Origin of the sequence: Microbacterium phyllosphaerae, from assembly GCF_017876435.1 — a bacterium.
Taxonomy (GTDB): Bacteria; Actinomycetota; Actinomycetes; order Actinomycetales; family Microbacteriaceae; genus Microbacterium; species Microbacterium phyllosphaerae.
Genome location: NZ_JAGIOA010000001.1, coordinates 2,772,640 through 2,795,913, shown reverse-complemented (window position 1 = coordinate 2,795,913; position 23,274 = coordinate 2,772,640). Strand labels below are relative to the sequence as shown.

The 23,274-nt window shown below is 68.4% G+C and carries 20 protein-coding genes; 17 read left to right on the top strand and 3 right to left on the bottom strand.

All coding sequences use genetic code 11. From position 1 onward, the window contains the following. Positions 1 to 13 precede the first annotated feature (13 nt). From JOF42_RS13170 to JOF42_RS13160, 3 genes are read left to right on the top strand one after another with little or no spacing between them, the layout of a single operon-like run. The gene (locus JOF42_RS13170) at positions 14 to 955 is read left to right on the top strand and encodes an ABC transporter permease (RefSeq protein ID WP_210098252.1); all 942 of its coding nucleotides are present in this window, start codon (positions 14 to 16) and stop codon (positions 953 to 955) included. After that, on the top strand, positions 952 to 1,764 hold the full coding sequence (locus JOF42_RS13165; RefSeq protein ID WP_210098251.1) for an ABC transporter permease: 813 nt from the start codon (positions 952 to 954) through the stop codon (positions 1,762 to 1,764). The genes JOF42_RS13170 and JOF42_RS13165 overlap by 4 nt, the downstream gene beginning before the upstream one ends. Next, the gene (locus tag JOF42_RS13160) at positions 1,761 to 3,269 is read left to right on the top strand and encodes a dipeptide ABC transporter ATP-binding protein (RefSeq protein ID WP_210098250.1); all 1,509 of its coding nucleotides are present in this window, start codon (positions 1,761 to 1,763) and stop codon (positions 3,267 to 3,269) included. Before JOF42_RS13165 ends, JOF42_RS13160 begins: the two co-directional genes overlap by 4 nt. Here JOF42_RS13160 and JOF42_RS13155 read toward each other — a convergent pair. Beyond that, positions 3,259 to 3,909: a pentapeptide repeat-containing protein gene (locus JOF42_RS13155; protein ID WP_210098249.1), complete on the bottom strand. Its 651-nt coding sequence runs from the start codon at positions 3,907 to 3,909 to the stop codon at positions 3,259 to 3,261. The genes JOF42_RS13160 and JOF42_RS13155 overlap by 11 nt on opposite strands. A gap of 272 nt (positions 3,910 to 4,181) precedes the next feature. Between JOF42_RS13155 and JOF42_RS13150 the strand changes: the two genes are divergently transcribed. From JOF42_RS13150 to ndk, 8 genes are all read left to right on the top strand, one after another. Then, entirely contained in the window at positions 4,182 to 5,417 is a 1,236-nt protein-coding gene (locus tag JOF42_RS13150; protein ID WP_210098248.1) for a DUF1611 domain-containing protein, read from the top strand. After that, complete coding sequence (locus JOF42_RS13145) at positions 5,414 to 7,186, top strand: ABC transporter transmembrane domain-containing protein (protein WP_210098247.1); 1,773 nt, start codon at positions 5,414 to 5,416, stop codon at positions 7,184 to 7,186. Before JOF42_RS13150 ends, JOF42_RS13145 begins: the two co-directional genes overlap by 4 nt. Then, positions 7,165 to 8,319, top strand: a complete 1,155-nt coding sequence (locus JOF42_RS13140; protein ID WP_210098246.1) for a CapA family protein — start codon at positions 7,165 to 7,167, stop codon at positions 8,317 to 8,319. The genes JOF42_RS13145 and JOF42_RS13140 overlap by 22 nt, the downstream gene beginning before the upstream one ends. Before the next feature lie 29 nt (positions 8,320 to 8,348). Then, positions 8,349 to 9,218 (top strand): hypothetical protein, encoded by an 870-nt coding sequence (locus JOF42_RS13135; protein ID WP_210098245.1) that lies wholly within the window; start codon positions 8,349 to 8,351, stop codon positions 9,216 to 9,218. A gap of 261 nt (positions 9,219 to 9,479) precedes the next feature. After that, a complete protein-coding gene (ileS, locus tag JOF42_RS13130; protein WP_210098244.1) occupies positions 9,480 to 12,845 on the top strand; it encodes an isoleucine--tRNA ligase in 3,366 nt (1,121 codons plus the stop codon). Beyond that, a complete protein-coding gene (locus tag JOF42_RS13125; protein WP_210098243.1) occupies positions 12,842 to 14,194 on the top strand; it encodes a bifunctional folylpolyglutamate synthase/dihydrofolate synthase in 1,353 nt (450 codons plus the stop codon). The genes ileS and JOF42_RS13125 overlap by 4 nt, the downstream gene beginning before the upstream one ends. Then, positions 14,182 to 14,613, top strand: a complete 432-nt coding sequence (locus JOF42_RS13120; protein WP_210098242.1) for a DUF4233 domain-containing protein — start codon at positions 14,182 to 14,184, stop codon at positions 14,611 to 14,613. Before JOF42_RS13125 ends, JOF42_RS13120 begins: the two co-directional genes overlap by 13 nt. Before the next feature lies 1 nt (position 14,614). Continuing rightward, positions 14,615 to 15,031 (top strand): nucleoside-diphosphate kinase, encoded by a 417-nt coding sequence (gene ndk, locus JOF42_RS13115; protein ID WP_045254652.1) that lies wholly within the window; start codon positions 14,615 to 14,617, stop codon positions 15,029 to 15,031. A gap of 70 nt (positions 15,032 to 15,101) precedes the next feature. Here the strand turns inward: ndk and JOF42_RS13110 are convergent, their stop codons facing one another. Further along, the gene (locus JOF42_RS13110) at positions 15,102 to 15,719 is read right to left on the bottom strand and encodes a vitamin K epoxide reductase family protein (protein WP_210098241.1); all 618 of its coding nucleotides are present in this window, start codon (positions 15,717 to 15,719) and stop codon (positions 15,102 to 15,104) included. A 283-nt stretch (positions 15,720 to 16,002) separates the two neighbouring features. Here JOF42_RS13110 and JOF42_RS13105 point away from each other — a divergent pair, with 283 nt between their 5' ends. Continuing rightward, positions 16,003 to 18,564, top strand: coding sequence for an Rne/Rng family ribonuclease (locus tag JOF42_RS13105; RefSeq protein ID WP_210098240.1), 2,562 nt, complete (start codon positions 16,003 to 16,005; stop codon positions 18,562 to 18,564). On the opposite strand, the gene JOF42_RS13100 is transcribed toward JOF42_RS13105, so the two are convergent. Then, complete coding sequence (locus tag JOF42_RS13100; protein ID WP_210098239.1) at positions 18,529 to 18,795, bottom strand: DUF4031 domain-containing protein; 267 nt, start codon at positions 18,793 to 18,795, stop codon at positions 18,529 to 18,531. The two genes, JOF42_RS13105 and JOF42_RS13100, sit on opposite strands and share 36 nt — an antisense overlap. Positions 18,796 to 19,008: 213 nt before the next feature. On the opposite strand from JOF42_RS13100, the gene rplU reads away from it, so the two are divergent. The 5 genes from rplU (at position 19,009) to JOF42_RS13075 (ending at position 23,252) form a co-directional block, all read left to right on the top strand. After that, complete coding sequence (gene rplU / locus JOF42_RS13095) at positions 19,009 to 19,317, top strand: 50S ribosomal protein L21 (RefSeq protein WP_028501602.1); 309 nt, start codon at positions 19,009 to 19,011, stop codon at positions 19,315 to 19,317. A gap of 19 nt (positions 19,318 to 19,336) precedes the next feature. After that, positions 19,337 to 19,594: a 50S ribosomal protein L27 gene (gene rpmA, locus JOF42_RS13090; RefSeq protein WP_028501603.1), complete on the top strand. Its 258-nt coding sequence runs from the start codon at positions 19,337 to 19,339 to the stop codon at positions 19,592 to 19,594. 110 nt (positions 19,595 to 19,704) lie between these two features. Beyond that, positions 19,705 to 21,207: a GTPase ObgE gene (gene obgE, locus JOF42_RS13085; RefSeq protein WP_210098238.1), complete on the top strand. Its 1,503-nt coding sequence runs from the start codon at positions 19,705 to 19,707 to the stop codon at positions 21,205 to 21,207. Then, positions 21,204 to 21,989, top strand: coding sequence for a glutamate 5-kinase (gene proB, locus JOF42_RS13080; protein WP_210098237.1), 786 nt, complete (start codon positions 21,204 to 21,206; stop codon positions 21,987 to 21,989). Before obgE ends, proB begins: the two co-directional genes overlap by 4 nt. A 9-nt stretch (positions 21,990 to 21,998) precedes the next feature. Further along, a complete protein-coding gene (locus JOF42_RS13075; RefSeq protein ID WP_210098236.1) occupies positions 21,999 to 23,252 on the top strand; it encodes a glutamate-5-semialdehyde dehydrogenase in 1,254 nt (417 codons plus the stop codon). The last annotated feature ends 22 nt before the right edge of the window (positions 23,253 to 23,274 follow it).

Sequence of the window (23,274 nt, the reverse complement as noted above, 5' to 3'; positions counted from 1 at the left end):
GAGGGCGCCCACGGTGAAGGCAGCGTTCCTCCGCATCGCCGGTCTTCTGGCATCGGTCGTGATCGTGCTCTGGGGTGCGGCGACGCTCGTCTTCCTGGCATTCCGCATCGTCCCCGGTGATCCGGTCTCGGTGATGCTCGGCCCTCAGGCGCAGGTCAGTGAAGCCGTGAAAGACGGCATCCGTGCCGAGCTCGGGCTCGACCGCCCCCCGCTCGAGCAGTATCTGACGTTCATCGGTCAGCTCGCCCGGGGAGACCTGGGGGAGTCGTACCAGCTGCGGATGCCGGTGACCGAGGTCATCGGACGTCAGCTCGGGGCGACGCTGCAGCTCTCGGCGCTGGCCCTGGTGATCGCGGTGCTGCTCGCGCTCGCCGTCGCCCTGCTCGTGCGCGGTCAGGTCGGACGAGCCGTCGCCTCGGGCGTCGAGCTCGTCATCCTGTCATCGCCCGTGTTCTGGATCGGCCTCATCCTGCTCAGCGTCTTCGCGTTCGGGCTCGGCTGGTTCCCCGTCTCGGGCGCCCGGAATCCGGCGACGATCGTGCTGCCGGCCATCACCCTCGCGCTGCCCGTCGCGGCGCTGCTCAGCCAGGTGCTGCGTGACGGGCTCGTGCAGGCCGAACGGATGCCGTTCGCCGAGACCGTCCGGGCCCGAGGCGCAGGTCCGACGTGGTTCACCCTGCGTCACGGGCTGCGACACGGCGCGGCGAGCGCGGTGACCCTTGCGGCCTACCTGACCGGGTCGGTGCTCGGAGGAGCCGTGCTCGTCGAGACCGTGTTCGCCCGTGCAGGTCTCGGACGCGTCACCCTCGCCGCCATCACCAACCGCGACCTGCCGGTGATCACCGGCATCATCCTGCTCAGCGCCATCGTCTTCGTGACCGTGAACCTCGTGATCGAGCTGCTGCATCCGCTCATCGATCCGCGTCTGCGCGCCGAACGCGGAGGGCCCCGATGAACCGCGCGCAGGCCGTGCTGCTCTGGTGTGCGGTGGCCGTGCTCGTGGTGCTGGCATTCGCCGCAGCCTTCCCCGGAGTCCTCGCCACCCACGATCCGCTCCAGACGGATGTCCGCTCGGGTCTGCTGCCGCCGAGCGCCGAGCACCTCTTCGGGACCGACCAGAGCGGCCGCGACGTGTACTCGCGGGTGGTCCATGGAGCCGGGCGCTCGATCGGCATCGGTCTGCTCGCGACCGCCATCGCGGTCGCGGTGGGACTGCTCGTGGGTGCCCTCGCGGGACTCGCGCCGCGCGGGGTCGATGCGGCGCTGATGCGCGTGAACGACGTGCTCATGGCGTTCCCCGAGTTCCTGGTCGCGCTCGTGGTCGTCGCCGTGCTCGGGCCGGGGCCGGTCAACATCGCGATCGCGGTGACGCTCGCCGCCGTGCCCGTCTACATACGCCTCGCCCGGGTGCAGACCCGTACGCTCCGCAGCGCCGAGCATGTCGAGGCGGCACGCATCCTCGGGGTGCCTCCCGTGCCCGCATTCGTCAGGCACGTGGTGCCCGGGGTGCTCGGCTCACTGAGCGTGCTCGCGACGATCGGCATCGGATCGAGCATCCTCGCCGCGGCCGGACTCAGCTTCCTCGGTCTCGGTCCGTCGGAGCCGACTCCCGAGTGGGGACTCATGCTGGCTGGCGGCCGCAACGTGCTGGGTCAGGCCTGGTGGATCGCGGTCTTCCCCGGCATCGCGATCACCCTGACCGTGATCTCCGCCACGATCGTCGGACGTGTCCTGCGTGCCAGGGCAGAGGGGCGGACGTCATGACAGCTGCTCTGGAGGTGCAGGGTCTGCGCATCGACTTCGGCGGAGCGCCCGTCGTCGACGGAGTCTCGATGTCCGTGGCACGCGGAGAATGCGTCGCGATCGTGGGCGAATCGGGAGCGGGCAAGTCGCTCACGGCCCGCGCGCTGCTGGGGCTGACTCCCGCGAACGCTCGCGTGCGGTTCGACCGGCTCGTCGTCGACGGCACGGATGTCGCGGGATTCGGGGAGCGGCGCTGGCGTTCGCTGCGCGGCGCAGGCATCGCCCTCGTCTCTCAGGATGCTCTGGTGTCGCTCGACCCCCTGCAGCGGGTGGGCTCGGAGATCGCCGAGCCGTTGCGCATCCACGGCGTCGTGTCCGGCCGCGCGGCGCTGCGCGAACGGGTGCAGGAGATGCTGCACCGGGTCTGGATGCCGGATGCGGTGCGCCGGGCGCGGCAGTATCCGCACGAGCTCTCGGGTGGCCTCCGTCAGCGGGCGCTCATCGCCTCGGCGATCGCGGCCGAGCCGGCCGTCCTCATCGCGGACGAGCCGACCACGGCGCTCGACGCCACCGTTCAGGCTCGGATCCTCTCGCTGCTCCGCGACATCGCGGATGCGGGCACCGCGATCGTGTTCATCAGTCATGACTTCGCAGCCGTCCGTCGGATCGCCGACCGCGTGCTCGTGATGCGCGACGGCGTGGTCGTCGAGTCAGGGCCGGTGGCGGAGGTGCTGGAATCGCCCCGGCACGAGTACACCCGGCAGCTGATCGCGGCGACCGTTCACGAGCCTCGGGTGTCGTCGGCAGAGGCAGTGTCGCCTCTGCTCGTCGCCACGGGGGCGACCAAGACGTTCGGCGCACTCGCAGCGGTGCGCGAGGCGTCCTTCGCCGTGCACGAGGGGAGGACTCTCGGCATCGTCGGGGAGTCGGGTTCGGGCAAGACGACGCTTGCGCGCATGATCGTCGGCGTCGAGCGACCCGACGACGGAGCGCTGCGCTGGATCGGGGAGCGCCGCGTGCAGCTCGTGCACCAGAATCCGCTCGGCGCCTTCGACCCTCGATGGACCATCGGGCGATCGCTCAGGGAGGCGCTCGCCGCGGGCGGCGTGCCCCGGGCGCGGCGTGCAGCGCGCGTGGTCCAGCTTCTCGCCGAGGTCGATCTCGACCCGGTGCTGGCGACCCGTCGGCCCCTCGCCCTGTCGGGCGGGCAGCGTCAGCGCGCCGCGATCGCGCGGGCGTTGGCGGCCGAGCCCGAGGTGCTGGTGCTGGACGAACCGGTGTCGGCTCTGGATCCCTCGGTGCGCGAACGCGTGCTCCACCTGCTGCTCCGACTGCAGCGCGAGCGTCGGCTGACCATGATCTTCGTCTCGCACGATCTCGACGTCGTCGGCGCCGTCGCGGACGAGGTCCTCGTGATGCAGGACGGCGTCATCGTCGAGCAGGGCGCGGTCGCAGACGTCTTCGCATCGCCGCAGCATCCGTTCACGCAGGAGCTGCTGGAGGCGAACGGGTCCGTCAGTCCCTAACCTGGATGCCGATTCCGGCGGCGAGCACCGGTGCGAGCTGCTGCACCTGGAAGCTGCTCAGAGTCGTACCGCGGAGGCTGTTCGCATCGAGGAATGCCGACGCGTCGAGCCCGCGGAGGTCGACATGCGCGGCGCGCATGCCGCGTGAGTCCACCTCGTCGGTGCGGGTGTCGGTGAAGCGGACGCGGGTGAGCTCCGCCTGGGGCATGTCGATCGTCCGGATACTGCACGCGGTGATCTCGATATCGGTCGCCCGCACCCCGCCGAGGTTGAGGTAGTCGATCCGCACATCGCGGAGCTCCAGCTCGTCGATGCGCGCACCGCTGAGATCGAGCGTGCCGATGCGGCCGCCGCTGATGCGGACGCGGCGCACTCCCGCATCCCTCATCCGCATCGAGGCCACGCGGAGGCCCGTCATGTCGACGTCGATGAGGGTGGCGCCGGTCAGATCGACGCTGTCGGCGTCGGCCGTGACCGTGCATTGCTCGAGTGACGCGTGGGCGAGGTCTGCGGCGACCTCGATGTCGAGCCGTGCCGCGAGGAGATCGGCGCTGCGCCGCGCGGTCGCGGACTCGAACTCGCGAGGAAGGTCGGGGGGCGAGACGCGGGGAGCCGCGGGGGATTCGGGGGAGCGTGCCATGCTTCGAGAGTAGGGTTTCTCGGTCCTGAAGCAGAATTCCGGTATCACCTGGCGGTTTCGGATGCTTTCGTCGACTCGACCCGTCGTGGTCCGGGTAGTGTTACTGGCCAATCTGGGGATATGGGGGAGTGGCGGCTGGGGCATGCCACTCCGACGCCGATCGTGTGCATCCTCCCGCTTTTCGGGGGATGGCTCGACACGGCAGCGGGACGGGTGCGTTCATCGCGCCCGAATGTGAACGACCCATCTCCTCGAAAATCTGAGGGGACACAATGAAGCGCGAGACCTGGGTGCGGATGCTTCCGCACGAGATGCGCATCGCCGCGAAGCAGTCGTTCTCGACTCGACGTGTGCCACTCGAGTCGATGCGGACCCTGGTCGGGGGCGCGGTCCGTCCGCGCTCCGGCGACGTCGTCATCGCGCGGATCGAGAGACTCGGCCACCACCGGCACATCGAGCAGCCGCACGGTCGTCGCAGCCTGCTGCACGTCGGTGATCTGATCATCGTCGCGTACGCCGACCGCTATGCGACAGACCAGTTCGAGTCGTATGTTCCGCGGCATCTGGGCCCGGTCAACCTCGTCGCCAGCGGGGGAATAGCCTCCGCGGCGATCTCGCGGAGCAGATCAGTGCGTCCCGCGACGGACATCGTTCCCATCGGACTGATCGGCGACGAGGCGGGCCGCCCGCTCAACGTGGCGGACTTCCGGCTGCCGACGCTGGCGCCGCCTGCCGAGCGTCCGCGCACGATCGGCGTCCTCGGCACGTCGATGAACGCCGGCAAGACGACGACGATCCATTACATGGCACACGGGCTGTCCAAGGTCGGTATGCGCCCGGGTGTCACGAAGGTGACGGGAACGGGATCGGGCAACGACTACTGGGTCATGCTCGATGCCGGTGCGCACATGATGCTCGACTTCACGGACGCGGGCCTGGCATCGTCTTTCCGCCAGCCCACATCCGTGCTCGAGGAGGTCATGTCGCAACTGGTCGCGAACCTGTCGCTCGGCGGAAGCGGAGTGAACTTCGTGGAGATCGCCGACGGGGTGTTCCAACGCGACAATCGAAGCCTGCTGGAGTCGGCGGTCGTGCACGATCTCATCGACTGCGTCGTTCTCGCCGCATCCGATGCGATGGGCGCGGCTCAGGGACTCCGGTCCTTGACCGATCACGGATTCGACGTCGTCGCGCTGTCGGGGACCATGACGAAGTCGCCGTTGGCGATGCAGGAGGCCGCTGAAGAGCTGGACCTGCCGATCTGGGGTCTTCCGGAGCTGGAGAACGCCGAGCTCATCGCACCGGTGTTGGGTATCGACCCGACCATGCTGCGTGCGCCGGTTCCGCCGCCCCAGCCCGCGTGGCCGATCGACCTGGCGGGGCTGGAGCCCCTCGCCGAGACCCGGCTCGCGACGTCCACGGTCGAACTCGCAGGTCGACGCGGCGGATTCCGTGACTCGACTGAGCTGATCGAACAGGTGCGGGCATCGTCGATGGTGCTCTCGTGACCCCGCAGATCGACGACCTCGACGGCGACCCGCGCGACCCGTCCCGCGGCGACCTCCGGCGCCTCCTCCGTGTGCGGCGCCGCGATCTCGTCGTGGTCGCCCTGCTCGGTATTCTCCAGGCGGCACTGATCATCGATTTCATGCTGCTGGCACGTCTGGTGATCGATCAGCTGGTCCCGTCCGGCGTCGGCGAAGCCGCCGACTCGACGTACCGGCAGACCCTCTGGTTCTGTCTGCTCCTCGCCGTCCTGGCCGTGGTGATGGGAGCCGCCCGTTCCTGGGAGTTCACGTGGGCGGAGCGCGCGGGATACGAAGTGGTCCGGAAGCTGCGGATGGAGATGTACGGGCACCTGCAGCGGATGCGTCCGGAGCACCTGCGGCATCGTGCCCGTGGTGGACTGCTGCTGCGTCTCACCGGCGATCTGTCGATGCTGCGTATGTGGTTGAGTCGGGGTCTTCTCGAGGGGCTGTCGGCCAGCATCGTTCTGATCGCGGCCCTCGGAGTCCTCGTGTGGATGGACGTGTGGCTCGCGCTCGCGGTCGTCTGCGTGCTGGCATCCGGTGCCGCACTGTCACTCGGGCTCGGGCGTGCGATGCGCGATGCCACTCGTTCGATGCGTCGACGACGATCTGCGTTGATGAGCAACGTCGACGAGCAGATCAACGCCCTTCGCGTCAGTCAGGTCTCGGGGCGGGTACAGAGCGAATTCCGTCGGCTGTCGCGACAGAACGACGCGCTGACCGTCTCACTGTCGCGAGTCGCGGGGCTTCGGGGGAGACTGCGCGGAATCGCCGCCGCGATCTCGCTGGTGAGTGTGGTCGCGGTGCTCACTGTCGGCGTCATCCAGGTCCATCGCGGAGCGACGAGCGTCGGCGTCGTCGTCGTCGGAGCGCTTCTCGCCCGCTATCTCGCACGCCCCGTGCGCACCCTCGGTCTCGCGCACGACTACTGGCACCGCGGTGTCGTCTCCCGGCAGAAGGTCGTGGAGTTCCTCGGGAGCTCCAGTCGCCGGGTCGAGGAGGAGGCGCAGGCGCCGCTCGTCGTCAAGGGCGGTCGCATCGAGTTCGTCGACGTCGAGGTTCCCGGTGCGCTGAGCGGATTCACGGCGGTCGCGGACCGCGGCGAGTTCGTCGCGATCACCGGTGCATCGGGCACCGGGAAGTCCGCGGTGCTCGACGTGCTCACCAGGATGGCGGAGCCGACCCGGGGGAGCATCCTCATCGACGGTCAGCTCCTGTCTGACACGTCTCCGTCGTCGATCGGTGCGATGGTGGGCGTCGCGAGTCCCGACCTCCCGCTGCTGCGAGGCACCGTGCTGCGCAATCTGACGTACGCGGATCGCCAGGCGCGGCCCGGCGAGGTGCAGAGGATCGTGAAGGCTCTGGGGCTCGATGAATCCTTGGCGCGGAACGACGATCCGGGCGTCATGGGCTGGGTCATGGAGGGCGGCGCGAATCTGACCACGGGCGACCGCCAACTCATCGCGCTGGCCAGGGCGATGGTCGGCACCCCACGGATCCTTCTCCTCGACGAGCCGCTCGCCGGGATGGATGCCGATGCGCGGTCCCGCGCGAGGGAGGCGATCCTCCGTCATCGCGGCACGGTGCTGATGGTCACGCAGGATCCCGACGCGCTCGCACTGGCCGACTCCGTCTGGGTGATGTCCCCGGGTGGCGCCGTGACGGCGCTCACCGGGGAGGAGTACCGAGACCACGTCTGGCGGAACCGGAACACGAGGAGCAAGAGATGGACGGCGAGCGCACGATGACACCTCCGCAGAGGACCCGCCGACGGCGCGCGGGGAGAAACCTGAGACGCGACCGACGCTGGATCGGAGCGAGCCTCGTCGTGGCGGTCGGGTCTGCAGCCCTTCTCGGCAGCCAACTCGCCTTCGCCACGCCGGAACCGCCGCCCGTGGTCGCGGCATCGGCACCGGCGCTGTCAGACGGCGTCCTCGATCTCGGATTCGCCGGAGACACGATGTTCGGTGACGGTTCGGCCGAGAAGCTCGCGGCGTCGGGACCGATGCCCCTGCTGGCCGGGGTCGCGCCCATTCTCGACGACTTCGACTACACCATCGTCAACGCGGAGGTCCCGTTCACGACGATCCAGACCCCGGCGAACCCCGGAGCGAAGTACACCTATGCCAGCGATCCCAGCGATCTCGCCGCCCTGCGTGAGATCGGCGTCGATGCGCTGAACCTCGGCAACAATCACGCGATGGACCGCGGCGGCGAGGGGTTGGCCGACACGATTCGCTATGCGGAGAGCGACGGACTCGCCGCGTTCGGCGCGGGGGCGACCAGAGCCGACGCATCCATGCCCCTCGTGGTGCGCTCCGCGCAGCTCGATGTGGCCGTGGTGTCGTTCGGCGAGGACTTCGGAGCACTCCATCGCAGCACCGACACGACACCGGGGATGCTGCCGCTCCGATTGGATCGCGTCGAGCAGGCGATGCGGTCGGCGCGCGACAACGGTGCAGACAAGGTGGTGGCTTTCGTGCACTGGGGGAACAACTACGAAGACGTCAACGCGCAGCAGCGATACTGGGCCGGCGTGTTCTCGGATGCGGGATACGACGCCGTGATCGGCAGTGGATCCCACACCCTCCAGGAGGTCGAGGTTCTCGACGGGATGCCCGTCGTGTACGGCATGGGTAACTTCGTGTTCGGCGCACCCGGTCGCTTCGCCGCCTACGGCAAGCCGGGCCTGGGGGCTGTCGTCGGTCTGCGCTGGAACCACGGAGGCACGGGCACTGTCAGCGTTCGCGTGATCGCTACCGACAACAAGATCGTCGACTACGTGGCGAGGCCCGTGCCCGAGTCCGACCTCTCCACGGCCCGGGCCATCATCGGGGATGCGGTGACGTGGCACGGCGACGTCGCGACGCTCCGCTTCTGATGCGTCGAAGCTGGGGGATCCTGATCATCATGTCCATCGTCCTGTCCGCTGCGCTCGCCGCCTGTTCGCCGATCCCGCCGGTCTCCGGACTCCTCGGCAGCGGCAAGTACGTTCTCCGGGTCGAGGGTCGTGAGCCGATCCCCGTCTACTACGTCACGGGCGCACGTGCGACCGAGCAGGCGACGATCATCGTCGTCATGCACGGGGTCGAGCGCAATGCTGCGGACTACCGGAACACGTGGACCGAGCTCGTGCGCGACCGCGACGTGGTGGTGGTGGCGCCGCAGTTCAGTGATGACGAGTTCCCCGACGCGGAGAACTACAACCTCGGCGGTCTCGCCGATGCCGAGGGATCGAATGACGACGACTCTCGCGTCCTCGACGGCGCCTACGGATACATCGAGCCGCTGTTCGAGGATGCCCGTGACCGGATCGGAGGCGGGCAGAGCGGCTTCTCGATGTTCGGCCACTCCGCGGGTGCCCAGTTCGTGCACCGCTACGTGGAGTTCGTCCCCCACGCTCCCGTCGACGTGGCCGTGGCGGCGAATGCGGGGTGGTACACCATGCCGGATGACTCCGCACGGTTCCCGTTCGGACTCGACGGTCCCGACGCACCGGACTTCGATGCGACCGCCGCGTTCGGCCGCCAGCTGATCGTGCTGCTCGGGACCGACGACGTCGGAACGAAGAACCTGAGGCGGGATCCCGACGCCAGCGCCCAGGGAGACACGCGGCTCGAGCGCGGTCGGGAGTTCTTCGACCGATCGATGCGCGCGGCCGAGCAGGACGGCGTGGCGTTCCGGTGGGAGCTGCACGAGGTCCCCGGGGTCGACCATGACCAGGTCGCGATGGCCGCCGCCGCGGTGCACTACCTCCTCGACCGTGGGCGGGCGCGCTGAACGGCGACGGACGAGAGGCTCCGGTTGGCGCGTACAATGGAGTCACGAGCTGTGATCCGACATCACCGGGGAGCTCTCGGAAGAACGGTCGCCTCGCACGGGGCGACTCACTAGAACCGAGCGGGGCAGGCCCGTCACAGCCGCAGTGAGAGTGGCTCCGCCGTGAGGCGCGGCACGCGAGGTGGTACCGCGGTTCCCCGGAACGACAGTCCGGACGGATCGTCCTCGCAGCAGCATCCGCCACGACTCCTGCGAGACGACATGACCTACCCGCGTTCCTCCTTCGGCCCCGCCGCCGACCAGGCTGCCTCCGTCGCCCCGAGCCCTCGGTTCCCCGAGATCGAGCGCGACGTGCTCGACTTCTGGGAGACCGACCAGACGTTCCGTGCCTCGATCGAGCAGCGCGAGGGCGATGACGAGTGGGTCTTCTACGACGGCCCCCCTTTCGCCAACGGCCTGCCGCACTACGGGCACCTGCTCACGGGCTATGCCAAGGACGTGTTCCCGCGTTTCCAGACCATGATCGGCAAGAAGGTCGATCGCGTCTTCGGCTGGGACACCCACGGTCTGCCCGCCGAGCTCGAGGCCATGAAGCAGCTCGGCATCACCGAGAAGAGCGAGATCGAGGCCATGGGCATCGACGTCTTCAACGCGAAGGCGAAGGACTCGGTGCTCAAATACACGCACGAGTGGCAGGACTACGTCACGCGTCAGGCCCGCTGGGTCGACTTCGAGCGTGGGTACAAGACGCTCGACCTCGGGTACATGGAGAGCGTGCTCTGGGCGTTCAAGACCCTGTTCGACAAGGGCCTCGCTTACGAGGGATACCGTGTGCTGCCGTACTGCTGGCGTGACGAGACCCCGCTGTCGGCGCACGAGCTGCGCATGGATGACGACGTCTACCAGAACCGCCAGGACCCTTCGGTCACCGTCACCTTCCCGCTGACCGGCGCCAAGGCCGAGGCGCTCGGACTCACCGCCGTGCGCGCCCTCGCCTGGACGACGACCCCGTGGACCCTGCCGACCAACCTCGCGCTCGCCGTCGGACCCGACATCGACTACGTCGTGCTCCCGGCAGGTCCGAACGGAGCCGCCGACGTGCACGCGGCTGCCGGAACCACGGAGGCCGCGATCGAGGCCTCCGCGCACCGGTACCTGCTCGCCCGCGAGCTTCTGGGCGGCTACGTCAAGGACCTCGGATACGAGAACCTCGACGACGCGCTCGCCGCAGTCGACGCGACCGTCAGAGGCGCCGACCTGCAGGATGTCACCTACGACCGTCTCTTCGACTACTACGCCGACACCGAGACCTACGGCACCGAGAACGCCTGGCGCATCCTCGTCGACGACTACGTCACCGTCAGCGACGGCACGGGCATCGTCCACCAGGCGCCCGCCTACGGTGAGGACGACCAGCGGGTGGCCGGTGCCGCCGGCATCCCCACGATCCTGTCGCTGGACGACGGCGGCAGGTTCCTCCCCAACGTGACCGACGTCGCCGGCCAGCTCTGGATGGACGCGAACACGCCGCTCATCCGTCTGCTCCGCGCCGAGGGTCGCCTGCTGCGCGAGCAGAGCTACGTGCACTCGTACCCGCACTGCTGGCGCTGCCGGAACCCCCTGATCTACAAGGCGGTGTCGAGCTGGTTCATCCGTGTCACCGACATCAAGGACGACCTGCTCGCGAACAACGAGCAGATCACCTGGGTGCCCGAGAACGTCAAGCACGGCCAGTTCGGCAAGTGGCTCGAGGGTGCACGCGACTGGTCGATCAGCCGCAACCGCTATTGGGGATCGCCGATCCCGATCTGGAAGAGCGACGACCCCGAGTACCCGCGCGTCGACGCGTACGGCTCGCTGGAGGAGATGGAGCGCGACTTCGGCACGCTGCCGCGCAACCCCGAGGGCGAGATCGACCTGCACCGTCCGTACATCGACGACCTCACCCGGCCGAACCCCGACGACCCGACCGGCAAGAGCACCATGCGCCGGATCGAAGACGTCTTCGACGTGTGGTTCGACTCGGGCTCGATGCCGTACGCGCAGGTGCACTACCCGTTCGAGAACCAGGAGTGGTTCGACTCGCACGCACCCGCCGACTTCATCGTCGAGTACATCGGTCAGACGCGCGGCTGGTTCTACGTCATGCACGTGCTGTCGACCGCGCTGTTCGACCGCCCGGCGTTCACCGGCGTGAGCTGCCACGGCATCGTCCTCGGCAACGACGGCTACAAGATGTCGAAGTCGCTCCGCAACTATCCCGATGTCTCCGAGGTGCTCGACCGCGACGGTTCCGACGCGATGCGCTGGTTCCTCATGTCGAGCTCCGTGCTCCGCGGAGGCAACCTCGCGGTGACCGAGGAGGGCATCCGCTCGGGCGTCCGCGAATTCCTCCTCCCGCTGTGGAACTCGTGGTACTTCTTCGCGACCTACGCGAACGCGGCGAAGCCCGGCGGCTACGAGGCGACCTGGCGCACGGACTCGACCGACGTTCTCGACCGCTACATCCTGGCTCGTCTCGGCGACCTCGTGCGCGACGTCCGGGCCGACCTCGAAGGGCTCGATTCGACGACCGCCTCGGCGCGTCTGCGCGACTTCGCCGAGGTGCTCACCAACTGGTACATCCGCCGCTCGCGCGATCGGTTCTGGGAAGGCTCGTCCACCGACGCGTTCGACACGCTCTACACGGTGCTCGAGACGCTGACCCGCGTCGCCGCTCCGCTCGTGCCGCTCATCAGTGAGCGCGTGTGGCAGGGGCTCACGGGCGGACGCAGCGTGCACCTGCAGGACTGGCCGGACGACACCGCGTTCCCCGCGGCCGACGAGATCCGCGACGCGATGGATGCCGTCCGCGAGCTGTCGAGTGTCGGCAACGCGCTGCGCAAGAAGGAGAAGCTGCGCGTGCGCCTGCCTCTCGCCCGGCTCACCGTCGTGTCGCCGCTGGCGGCCACGCTCGGTCAGTTCGAGGACATCCTGCGCGAGGAGCTCAACGTCAAGTCCGTCGAGCTGGTCGCGCAGTCCGAGACGACCGCGGCGGATTACGGCATCAGCCACCGGCTCAGCGTGAACGCGCGTGCTGCGGGGCCTCGTCTCGGCAAGAACGTGCAGACCGTCATCAAGGCGGCGAAGGCGGGCGACTGGTCGGAGACCGACGGCGTCGTCGTCGCGGGCGGCATCGCGCTCGAGCCGTCGGAGTACGAGCTCGCACTCGAGACCACCGGGCGTCCGGAGGGCGAAGCACTCGCTCTCGTGCCGACGGGCGGCGTCGTGCTGCTCGACACGCAGACCACGCCGGAGCTCGAAGCCGAGGGGCTCGCGAGAGACATCATCCGCGCCGTGCAGGACACTCGCAAGAACGCGGGCTTCGACGTCAGCGACCGGATCCAGCTGGTGCTGACCTTCCAGGACGCGCAGGATGCGCAGTACGTCGCGTCGGCGTTCGACACGGCCGACGTCGCGGGCGAGACCCTGGCGCGGGAGTTCGCCGTGCGCTCGGCCACGGAGACTCACGTGGAATCGGGAGAGCACGCGGCGGCCGCCGAGTTCGAGGCGGTCATCCCGAAGGGCACGTACGCGAACAGCGGCGACTTCACGGTCGCCGTGCGCCGGATCGGGGTGTCCGCATGAGCGCGCGGGACAGGGCGGATGCCGTCTACGAGACCCTGCTGAGTCGCGCAGGGGAGCGGTGGGTGCAGCCCCGCAAGGAACGCACCGCGCGGATCCTCGCCTTCCTCGACGATCCGCAGCGCACCTACCGCGTCGTGCACATCACGGGAACCAACGGCAAGACGTCGACGGCCCGGATGATCGAGAGCCTGCTCCGTGCGCACGGTCTGCGCACCGGACTGTTCACGAGCCCGCACCTCGAGCGCTTCACCGAGCGCATCATGATCGACGGACAGCCGATCGAGGATGCCGCGGTCGCCGACGCGTGGGACGAGATCGAGCCCTTCGTCGGGATCGTGGATGCCGAGCTGGAGGCCGCGGGAGAGGAGCCGCTCACGTTCTTCGAGCTGCTCACCGTGCTGGCCTTCGTCGCGGTGGCTGATGCTCCGGTCGACGTGCTCGTGCTCGAGGTGGGCATGGGCGGCGAGTGGGACTCGACGAACACGGCCGACGGTGATGTCGCGGTCTTCGCGCCGATCGACATCGATCATGCCGATCGCCTGGGCAGTACGATCGCCGAGATCGCCACGGTCAAGGCCGGGATCATCAAGGAGGGTGCGGCCATCGTCTCGGCGCAGCAGCCCACCGAGGCGGCTGAGGTGCTCCGGCGCGTCGCCACGGAGAAGAACGCCACGATCGCCTTCGAGGGTGACGAGTTCGGTCTCACCGACCAGAAGCTCGCGGTCGGTGGGCAGCTCATCTCGATCCGCGGACTCGCGGGGGAGTACCTCGAGGAGTACCTGCCGCAGTACGGCGCCCACCAGGGCCACAATGCCGCCCTGGCCGTCGCAGCGGTCGAGTCGCTCATCGGTGGTGGGCAGCAGCGGATCGCCGCCGACATCGTCTCGGAAGGGCTGCAGGGCGCGACATCTCCCGGTCGCCTGCAGCTGCTCGGCATCGCCCCCACGGTGATCGTCGATGCCGCGCACAACCCGCACGGTGCCGCCGCGCTCGCCCAGGCGATGGACGACAGCTTCGACTTCGACGAGTGGGGCGTCGTGCTCGGGGTTCTCGCCGACAAGGATGCGGCGGGCATCGTGGCGCAGCTCGCCCCGGCCGCCGCGCACGTGTTCGCGACCGCGCCGGACTCCGACCGCGCGAGCGACGCCGATGCGATCGCCGACCTCGTCGAGGCCACGGGCAATCGTGCCACCGTGCACGCGACGCTCGCCGATGCTGCAGACGCGGCACGCGAGTGGGCGGCATCCTCCGATCGCCGCGCCGTGGTCATCGCAGGATCGGTCGTCCTGGCCGGCGAGGCGATCGCGCTGTCGGAGGAAGAGGACTGGAAGTCGGGGTGGCACGCGTGAGTGCCGATGCCGCATCGGCGAGACCGCCCCGCGCTCCGAGGCCGCCGCGCACTCTGGTGCAGAAGCTCGCGCCGATCGTGCTGGGATTCGAGTCGATCGTCGTGTTCCTCGCCGGTCTCACGGTCTTCGGGCTGAAGACGCTGCCACCCGGCATCCCCCAGTGGTGGGGGATCGTCGGCGGTGGTGTGGTCGGACTCGCGTGCCTCGTCGTGGCGGGCATGATCACGAAGCCCTGGGCGATCACGGCCGGATGGGTGATCCAGGCGATCATCGCCGTCGCCGCCGTCCTGGTTCCGGCCATCCTGCTCGTCGTCGTGATTTTCGGCGGCATGTGGGGGTATGCGACGATCATGGGGGCTCGATTGGACGCACGACGTCCGGCCGGGCCCACGACCGAGACTCAGACAGAGAGTGAATGACATGGCCACCGAAGAAACCCTCGTCCTCGTCAAGCCCGACGGTGTCGCGCGCGGCCTCACCGGAGCGATCCTGGCGCGCATCGAGTCGAAGGGCTACGCGCTCGTCGACATCCGTCTGGTCGAGCCCGACCGCGACCTCCTCGCAGAGCACTACGCCGAGCACGAGGGAAAGCCGTTCTACGAGCCGCTCCTCGAGTTCATGCTCTCGGGCCCGTCCGTGGCGATCCGCCTCGCGGGCAACCGTGTGATCGAGGGGTTCCGCTCGCTCGCGGGCACCACCGACCCGACGACCGCGGCACCCGGCACGATCCGCGGCGACTTCGGCCGCGACTGGGGCCTCAAGGTCCAGCAGAACCTCGTGCACGGCTCGGACAGCCCCGAGTCGGCCGCACGCGAGCTCGGCATCTGGTTCGACTGAGCGTCCGTTTCACGACGAAGCCCGCCGCACGATCTCGTGCGGCGGGCTTCGTCGTTCGGGGAGCGTCGGATCAGAAGATGATGCGCGCCATCTCGCCGAGGAAGTCGAGGCCCTGCAGTTGAGCCATCATGATGATGACGGCGTACGCGAGGATCGTGGCGAGCGGAACCCAGACCATGAGCTTGTCCGCGCGCTCCTGAGCCTTCTCGCTCTTCGTGAAGGTGCCGTTGCGGGTCAGATGCAGCATGGTCGCGAAGAACGTCGGGATCGTGACCGCCCAGGTGACCATGCACCAGGGGCACAGCACACCGAGGTTCTGGGCGTAGAGGCTCTGGTCGATCAGCCAGCAGACCAGTCCGAACGCGAACGTGATGCCGGCGCCGAAGGCAGCCCAGAACCAGCGGGGGAAGCGGGCACCGGCGAGGATGGCCACACCGACCACGAGGGGCGCGATCCATCCGGAGAGCCCCATCAGCGGGTTCGGGAATCCGAACACCTCGCCCTGCCAGGAGCCGAGGTTCTTGCTGCACTGGATGAACGGACTGACGTCACAGGCGAGTGCATCGGTCGGATTCTCGAGAAGCACGAACTTCTCGACCGTGAGCTGGAAGGCGGCGAACCAGCCGACGACGCTCGCGATGATCAGCCAGACGGCATAGACGACGGGGCGGGTGCGCTGCTCGCTCATATGTGGATTATCCCAGTGATCACTATGGATCGGGCGTGAGGCGGGCCGGAGAAAACGACGCGAGCATGCGCCGATGCCGCGAACCGGCCCACTTGGTGCGATAATGGCCTGTGATGCATCGCTCGACCTTGTCGTTGTGGGCGTCGACGCAGACTTCGGGGCCGTATGCCCCTCGTGACCAGAGCCATGAGCCGGTCACACACTGAATGAGTTCGCGGCACCTGTAGGCGCCGCATGAGATTTAGCGGAACACGAAGTGTCCGCCACGAGGAGCACGCCAGAGATGGCCGAAGACAACAATGACTACGACGCACCTACCCTCGATTTCTCTACGGATGCCGACGCATCCGCAGAGGTAGTCGCCGACGCTCCGGAGGCTGACGGCACGCCCGACGCTCCGGAGAGCGGTGAGGTCGAGGCATCCACGGAGGACGCACCCGTCGAGGCTGCCCCTGCGGAGGAGGCTGCTCCTGCTGAGGAGGCTGCTCCTGCTGAGGAGGCTGCTCCCGCGGACGCACCGGTCGAGGCGGAGGCCGCCACGGCCGAGTCCGACGACGAGAAGCCTGCTGACGAGAAGCCTGCCGACGAGAAGCCTGCCGACGAGAAGCCTGCCGACGAGAAGCCTGCTGACGAGAAGCCTGCCGACGAGGCGCCTGCCGACGAGAAGCCCGCCGCGGCACCCGCGCCTGAGGCGCCTCAGCCGATCACGGCCGTGTCTCTGGGACTGCTCCCCGAGGTCTTCGTCTCGCAGGTCTCCACCCAGCTCCACTTCTACGCACCCGAGGTCGTGCCGCTCCCGGCCCGTCCGGGTCGCGAGCGCGTGTTCGACCGCATCGCCGAGCGCGAACCTGACGACTCTGCATCCGGTCGTCGTGGCCGTCGCCGTCGTGGCGGCTCCGATGATCTGGACCAGCGCGACCAGCGCGAGCCGCGCGACCAGCGTGACGAGCCGCGCCAGCCGCGCCAGCGCGTCGTCGAGTACATCACCGAGCCGAAGGCGATCAAGGGCTCCACCCGCCTCGAGGCCAAGAAGCAGCGCCGTCGTGACGGTCGCGACGCCGGTCGTCGTCGTCCGGTCGTGACCGAGGCCGAATTCCTGGCTCGTCGTGAGTCGGTCGACCGCAAGATGGTCGTCCGGTCGAAGAACGGTCGCACGCAGATCGGCGTCCTCGAAGACGGCGTGCTCGTCGAGCACTACGTCGCCCGCAATCAGGACGCGTCGCTGATCGGCAACGTCTACCTCGGCCGTGTGCAGAACGTCCTCCCGAGCATGGAGGCCGCGTTCGTCGACATCGGTCGCGGTCGCAACGCCGTGCTGTACTCGGGCGAGGTCGACTGGGACGGTGTCGAGACCGGCAACCAGCCCCGTCGTATCGAGCTCGCGCTCAAGGCCGGAGATCGCGTCCTCGTGCAGGTCACGAAGGACCCGGTGGGCCACAAGGGTGCTCGTCTGACCAGCCAGATCTCGCTCCCGGGCCGCTACCTCGTGTACGTGCCCGGTGGTTCCATGAACGGCATCAGCCGCAAGCTCCCCGACAACGAGCGCACGCGCCTGAAGCGCATCCTCAAGGAGGTCCTGCCCGAGTCCTCGGGCGTGATCGTCCGCACGGCGGCCGAGGGCGCCACCGAAGACCAGCTGACGCGCGACGTGCAGCGACTGACGTCGCAGTGGGAGCACATCCGCAAGCAGGTCGAGAACCAGCAGGCGCCTGCGCTGCTGCACGCCGAGCCCGACCTGCTGGTCAAGATCGTCCGTGACGTCTTCAACGAGGACTTCACGAAGATGCTCATCCAGGGCGAAGAGTCGCAGCGCACGATCCGCGCCTACCTCGAGAGCGTCGCGCCCGACCTGCTCGAGCGCGTGGAGTCGTATGAAGACGAGGCCGATCCGTTCGATGCGTTCCGCATCACGGAGCAGATCGAGAAGGCGCTCGACCGCAAGGTCTGGTTGCCCTCGGGTGGGTCCCTGGTCATCGACCGCACCGAGGCCATGACGGTCGTCGACGTCAACACCGGAAAGTTCGTCGGCTCGGGGGGAAACCTCGAAGAGACCGTCACCAAGAACAACCTCGAAGCGGCGGAGGAGATCGTCCGCCAGCTGCGACTGCGCGACATCGGTGGCATCATCGTCGTCGACTTCATCGACATGGTGCTCGAGTCCAACCGCGATCTCGTACTCCGTCGCCTGATCGAGTGCCTGAGCCGCGACCGGACGAAGCACCAGGTCGCCGAGGTCACCTCGCTCGGCCTCGTGCAGATGACCCGCAAGAAGCTCGGACTCGGCCTGCTCGAGACGTTCAGCGAGGCCTGCGACGTCTGCGCCGGTCGCGGCGTCATCGTGCATCACGACCCCGTCGTGAAGCACCGTGCCAGCAGCAACGGCAACGGCAACAGCAACGGCGGCTCCTCGTCGAACCGTCGTCAGCGCGGGGGCAACGGGCAGAACCAGAACCAGAGCCAGAACCAGGCGGCGGCGTCGGTGACGACCCACAGCATCCCCGAGGGGGCGAAGTCCGCACTCGCCCAGATCGCGGCGTCCACACGCACGCCGAACGCCGAGGATCCTGCTGCGGATGCCGCGGCACCCGCCACGGAGCAGGCGGAGACTCCTGTCGTTCAGGAGCGTGCCAAGAAGCCCCGCAAGAAGCGCGGAGCCGACCGCAAGTCTCCGAAGTCGCCGGCCGAAGCGCTGCTCGACTCGGTCCTCGACGCTCTTCCCGAGCCGAAGGCTCCCGGTCAGGGGCGAGGTCGTCGCCGTGTCTCGACGGCGGCTCTCACGGGCACTCCGGTGTCCGTGAACTCCGAGCCGTCAGCGCCTGTCGCGGGCGGGGATGCGCAGTCCTGACGCGATCAGCCTCCGGACCAGCTCTTTGCCGTCGACGTGTCGTGCGCCGGCGGCGATGAGCCGGGGGACGAGCTCTTCCGGCACGTCGTAGTGGTCGAGGTCGAAGGCGCGCGCAGGCACGTCGTGAGACCTCGCGAAGGCGTGGAGTTCGTCCAGGTTGTCGTCGCTGACGAGGTGAGCCCACAGGCGCCCGTGCGCGGGCCAACGGGGGTCATCGACGAGAACGGTCATCTCGTCAGCCTATGGCCGGACACACCGGGCGGCACGTTTTGCCTCCGTGTCCTGCTTCCGGTAAAGTAGTCCCTTGGTGCGTATGCCGCGTCGTCCTGGACGGTCGAGGCGGAGAGTCTTGCGTTCGTACCCGTCGCCCCCCGCGACGCATGCAAGCAACAGTCTTCCCGTGAGATCTCGGAGCCGCGAGCTCCCCAACGAAACAGGTATGAAGTGGTTTACGCAGTAGTGCGCGCCGGTGGGCGGCAGGAGAAGGTCGAGGTCGGCACGATCGTTCAGCTCGACCGTGTCAAGGCTGCCCAGGGCGAGAAGATCGAGCTGGCCGCAGTGCTGCTCGTCGACGGCGCCACGGTGACCACCGACGCTGATTCGCTGGCGAAGGTCAAGGTCACGGCAGAGGTCATCGGCAACCTCCGCGGCCCGAAGATCATCATCCAGAAGTACAAGAACAAGACCGGCTACAAGAAGCGCCAGGGCCACCGTCAGGAGCTCACGCGCGTCAAGATCACCGGCATCAAGTAAAGACCGAGGAGACCAGGACATGGCACATAAAAAGGGCGCAAGCTCCACCCGTAACGGTCGTGACTCCAACGCTCAGCGACTTGGCGTCAAGCGCTTCGGTGGACAGCAGGTTCTCGCCGGCGAGATCATCGTCCGCCAGCGTGGCACGCACTTCCACCCCGGTGTGAACGTCGGCCGTGGCGGAGACGACACGCTGTTCGCTCTGGCCGCAGGCGCGGTCCAGTTCGGCGCGAAGGGCGGCCGCAAGGTCGTCAACATCGTCGCCGCTGCTGAGTGATCACAGCACGACAGTAGACATCCGATTCGGGGCGGGCTTCGGCCCGTCCCGAATTGCTGTATCAGGCCCGGACTCTGTCTCGGGCCGAAATCATCATTGAGGAGTGGGACATGGTCAGTTTCGTCGACACCGTGACGTTGCATCTGCGCGCGGGTAAGGGCGGCAACGGCTGTGTCTCGGTGCACCGCGAGAAGTTCAAGCCGCTCGGCGGCCCGGACGGCGGCAACGGCGGTGACGGCGGCGACGTCGTCCTCGTCGCCGACACGCAGACGGGAACGCTCCTGTCGTACCACCACTCGCCGCACCGCAGCTCAGGCAACGGCGGCCCCGGCATGGGCGACCACCGCGCCGGATTCATGGGGGAGGACCTCGAGCTTCCCGTGCCCGTCGGCACGGTGGTGAAGAACCCGGCAGGCGAAGTCCTGATCGACATGATCGAGCCCGGCGAGCGTTTCGTCGTCGCAAAGGGGGGCTACGGCGGCCTCGGCAACGCGGCTCTCGCCACCCCGAAGCGCAAGGCGCCCGGTTTCGCGCTGCTCGGCACCCCCGGTACCGAGGGTGACGTCATCCTCGAGCTCAAGACCGTCGCCGACGTGGCCCTGGTCGGCTACCCGTCGGCAGGAAAGTCGAGCCTGATCGGTGCGATCTCGGCAGCGCGTCCGAAGATCGCCGACTACCCGTTCACCACGCTCCACCCGAACCTCGGAGTCGTGCAGGCGGGCGAGTCCCGGTACACGGTCGCAGACGTCCCCGGTCTGATCGAGGGAGCCAGCGAGGGCCGTGGGCTCGGTCTGGAATTCCTCCGTCACGTCGAGCGCTGCACGGCACTGCTGCACGTGCTCGACTGCGCGACCCTCGAACCCGGGCGCGACCCGATCTCCGATCTCGACGTGATCCTCGCCGAGCTCGCCGCATACGAGGTGCCCGAGGGCCAGACTCCGCTGCTCGAGCGCCCTCAGCTCATCGCACTGAACAAGATCGACGTGCCTGAGGCCCGCGACCTCGCCGACCTCGTGCGCCCCGACCTCGAGGCGCGCGGCTTCCGCGTGTTCGACATCTCCACCGTCTCGCACGAGGGACTGCGTCCTCTGACCTTCGCGCTCGGCGAGATCGTCGACGCGCACCGCGCTGAGCTCGCGGCCAACGAGACGCCGCGCGAGCGTGTCGTCCTCCGCCCGAGGGGTCCCAAGAAGGGCTTCGAGATCCGTGTCGAGGGCGGCACCTACGGCAACCTCTACCGCATCCTCGGCGAGAAGCCGGTGCGCTGGGTCCAGCAGACGGACTTCCAGAACGAGGAGGCCGTCGGATTCCTCGCCGACCGTCTCGAGAAGCTCGGTGTCGAGGACGAGCTGTTCCGCCTCGGTGCGGTGCAGGGATCGACCGTGGTGATCGGCGAGGGCGACAGCATCGTCTTCGACTGGGAGCCGACCATGACCTCGGCTGCCGAGCTCATGACCGCTCCTCGAGGCACCGACCCCCGTCTGGCGCCGAACAGCCGTCGCACCACCTCCGAGCGTCGCGAGACCTACTACGAGCGTATGGATGCCAAGGCCGAGGCGCGTGCCGAGGTCGAGGCGCAGAGACTCGCGGCGTATCGCGAGGACGGCGAGTGACCGCTCGCACCAGGGCGGACCTCGCCACCGCCTCGCGCATCGTCGTGAAGGTGGGATCGTCCTCGATCAGCGGAGATTCGTCCTGGCGCATCCCCGTGCTGGTGGAGGCGCTGGCCGCCGCACATGCGCGCGGAGCCGAGGTCATCCTGGTGTCATCCGGTGCGATCGCCACCGGAATCCCCTTCCTGCGCCTGGACGCGCGGCCCACCGACCTCGCCACGCAGCAGGCCGCGGCAGCCGTCGGGCAGAACATCCTGGTCTACCGCTACCAGGAGTCTCTTCGTCCCTTCGACATCGTCGCCGGCCAGGTGCTGCTCACGACAGGCGATCTCGAGAACCCGACCTCGCGTTCCAATGCGCGCCGGGCGATGGAGCGCCTGCTCGGTCTGCGCATCCTTCCCATCGTGAACGAGAACGACACCGTCGCCACTCAGGAGATCCGCTTCGGCGACAACGACCGCCTCGGGGCGCTCGTCGCACAGCTCATCGAGGCCGACGCGCTGGTGCTGCTCAGCGACATCGAGTCGCTCTACACGAAGCCGCCGTCCGATCCGACGGCTGAGCCGATCGACGTGGTCGCGCCGGATGCCGATCTGTCCGGCCTCGAGTTCGGATCCACCGTCGTCAACAGTGTCGGCACCGGGGGAGCGGCGACGAAGGTCTCCGCCGCGCGCCTCGCCGCGGCATCCGGAATCGGAGTTCTCGTGACGAGTGCAGACCTGGTCGACCAGGCGCTCTCGGGTGCCGAAATAGGGACCTGGTTCGAGCCCGCGCTCTCCTAGACTGGGCGGATGACCGACCAGACCCCGCAGGTGCGCCTGGAGCGCGCTAAAGAGGCGTCCCGCGCCACCGCCGCCCTGACCAGCGACGACAAGGCCCGCGTCCTCGAGGCGATCGCCTCCGCCCTGGAGCAGAACGCGGGCAGGATCATCGAGGCCAACGGTCTCGACATCGCCCGCGGGCAGGCCGACGGCATCGGTGAGTCGCTGATCGATCGGCTTCGTCTCGACGAGAAGCGCGTCTCGGCACTCGCCTCGGCGGTCCGTGACGTCGCTGGGTTGCCGGACCCGGTCGGACGCGTCGTCGGCGGACACCGGATGCCGAACGGCGTCTCCCTCGAGCAGGTCAGGGTGCCGTTCGGAGTGGTCGGGGCGATCTACGAGGCGCGTCCGAATGTCACCGTCGACATCGCCGCGCTCGCGCTGCGTTCGGGCAACGCGGTCGTTCTTCGCGGCGGCAGCGCGGCACGCGACTCCAACACGGTGCTCGTGCAGGTCATGCGCGACGCCCTCGAGAGCGCAGGGGTCACACCCGAGGCCGTGCAGACCGTGGACGACTTCGGGCGAGACGGCGCCAAGGCGCTCATGCAGGGCCGTGGCTTCATCGACGTCCTCGTCCCTCGGGGCAGCGCAGGGCTCATCGAGACCGTGGTCACGGAATCGACGGTCCCCGTGATCGAGACCGGCGCGGGCAACGTGCACATCGTGCTCGATGAGAGCGCACCCGAGGACTGGGCGCGCGACATCGTCGTGAACGCGAAGGTGCAGCGACCCAGCGTCTGCAATGCGGTCGAGACGGTCCTGGTGCTGCGCCAGGCCGCTCCGAGGCTCGTGCCGCTGGTCGCGAGCGCGCTGCAGAGCGAGGGTGTGGCGATCCACGGCGACGACATGGTCGCCGGTCTCGTCTCGAACGTGATCCCCGCGACCGAGGAGGACTGGGCGACGGAGTACCTGAGCCTCGACATCGCGATGAAGGTCGTCGACACGCTCGACGACGCGATCGGTCACATTCGTCGCTACAGCACGGGGCACACCGAGTCGATCGTGACCACGGATACTCGCAATGCGGAGCGATTCCTCGCCGAGGTCGACTCGGCGGTGGTGATGGTGAACACCTCGACACGCTTCACCGACGGCGGTGAGTTCGGCTTCGGTGCCGAGGTCGGCATCTCGACCCAGAAGCTGCATGCGCGAGGGCCCATGGGGCTTTCCGAGCTGACCAGCACGAAATGGCTGGCGCGTGGGTCGGGGCAGACCCGCGGCTGAGGGCTAGACTAGGGGGCGCTGT

Excerpts from the sequence above, each read along its gene's own strand:
- JOF42_RS13155 (WP_210098249.1), bottom strand. The coding sequence starts at position 3,909 with ATGGCACGCTCCCCCGAATCCCCCGCGGCTCCCCGCGTCTCGCCCCCC.
- JOF42_RS13140 (WP_210098246.1), top strand. The coding sequence starts at position 7,165 with ATGGACGGCGAGCGCACGATGACACCTCCGCAGAGGACCCGCCGACGG.
- rpmA (WP_028501603.1), top strand. The coding sequence starts at position 19,337 with ATGGCACATAAAAAGGGCGCAAGCTCCACCCGTAACGGTCGTGACTCC.
- JOF42_RS13160 (WP_210098250.1), top strand. The coding sequence starts at position 1,761 with ATGACAGCTGCTCTGGAGGTGCAGGGTCTGCGCATCGACTTCGGCGGA.
- JOF42_RS13135 (WP_210098245.1), top strand. The coding sequence starts at position 8,349 with ATGTCCATCGTCCTGTCCGCTGCGCTCGCCGCCTGTTCGCCGATCCCG.
- JOF42_RS13110 (WP_210098241.1), bottom strand. The coding sequence starts at position 15,719 with ATGAGCGAGCAGCGCACCCGCCCCGTCGTCTATGCCGTCTGGCTGATC.
- JOF42_RS13125 (WP_210098243.1), top strand. The coding sequence starts at position 12,842 with ATGAGCGCGCGGGACAGGGCGGATGCCGTCTACGAGACCCTGCTGAGT.
- ileS (WP_210098244.1), top strand. The coding sequence starts at position 9,480 with ATGACCTACCCGCGTTCCTCCTTCGGCCCCGCCGCCGACCAGGCTGCC.
- obgE (WP_210098238.1), top strand. The coding sequence starts at position 19,705 with ATGGTCAGTTTCGTCGACACCGTGACGTTGCATCTGCGCGCGGGTAAG.
- ndk (WP_045254652.1), top strand. The coding sequence starts at position 14,615 with ATGGCCACCGAAGAAACCCTCGTCCTCGTCAAGCCCGACGGTGTCGCG.
- JOF42_RS13165 (WP_210098251.1), top strand. The coding sequence starts at position 952 with ATGAACCGCGCGCAGGCCGTGCTGCTCTGGTGTGCGGTGGCCGTGCTC.
- JOF42_RS13150 (WP_210098248.1), top strand. The coding sequence starts at position 4,182 with ATGAAGCGCGAGACCTGGGTGCGGATGCTTCCGCACGAGATGCGCATC.
- JOF42_RS13075 (WP_210098236.1), top strand. The coding sequence starts at position 21,999 with ATGACCGACCAGACCCCGCAGGTGCGCCTGGAGCGCGCTAAAGAGGCG.
- JOF42_RS13105 (WP_210098240.1), top strand. The coding sequence starts at position 16,003 with ATGGCCGAAGACAACAATGACTACGACGCACCTACCCTCGATTTCTCT.
- JOF42_RS13100 (WP_210098239.1), bottom strand. The coding sequence starts at position 18,795 with ATGACCGTTCTCGTCGATGACCCCCGTTGGCCCGCGCACGGGCGCCTG.